The sequence below is a fragment of the Oceanobacter sp. 4_MG-2023 genome (assembly GCF_030689165.1).
GTDB lineage: Bacteria > Pseudomonadota > Gammaproteobacteria > Pseudomonadales > Oceanobacteraceae > Oceanobacter.
In genome coordinates this window covers 1-596 of the sequence record NZ_JAUYVV010000078.1, presented here as the reverse complement: position 1 = coordinate 596, position 596 = coordinate 1, and the positions used below count along the sequence as shown (strand labels likewise).

Sequence of the window (596 nt, the reverse complement as noted above, 5' to 3'; positions counted from 1 at the left end):
TTCAAGGTTCGACGACTTATGAGCGAGCTGGGCCTGATCTGTAAGCAGCCAGGCCCTCACGCTTACAAGCAGGCCACCGTTGAACGGCCGGATATTCCCAACCACCTGGATCGTGAGTTTGCAGTAAAGCAGCCCGATCGGATCTGGTGTGGCGACATCACTTACATCTGGAGCGGTCAGCGATGGAGCTATCTGGCTGTGGTGCTGGATCTGTACGCCCGTCGTGTTGTTGGCTGGGCAATGTCATCCAGTCCGGATGCGGACTTGGTTGTAAAAGCTCTGGATCACGCCTGGGAACACCGTGGTCAGCCAGAGAAAGTTATGTTCCACTCGGATCAGGGAAGCCAGTATGCCAGTCGTAAGTTCCGTCAGAGGCTATGGCGTTATCGAATGACCCAAAGCATGAGCCGTCGTGGCAACTGCTGGGATAACGCACCGATGGAAAGACTGTTCCGAAGTCTGAAATCTGAGTGGATACCGGCCCTAGGCTATCGCAACCTAGCCGAGGCCAAGAAGGATGTTGGTGGTTATCTGATGGACTACTACAACCGGCAGCGACCTCATACATTCAACGACGGCATTTCGCCCGTTGCAGC

The 596-nt window shown here is 54.9% G+C and carries 1 protein-coding gene; it reads left to right on the top strand.

The window, feature by feature from the left end:
* A partial coding sequence (locus tag Q8W24_RS16835) for an IS3 family transposase (protein ID WP_305476056.1) occupies nucleotides 1–596 on the top strand: 596 nt, incomplete at both ends.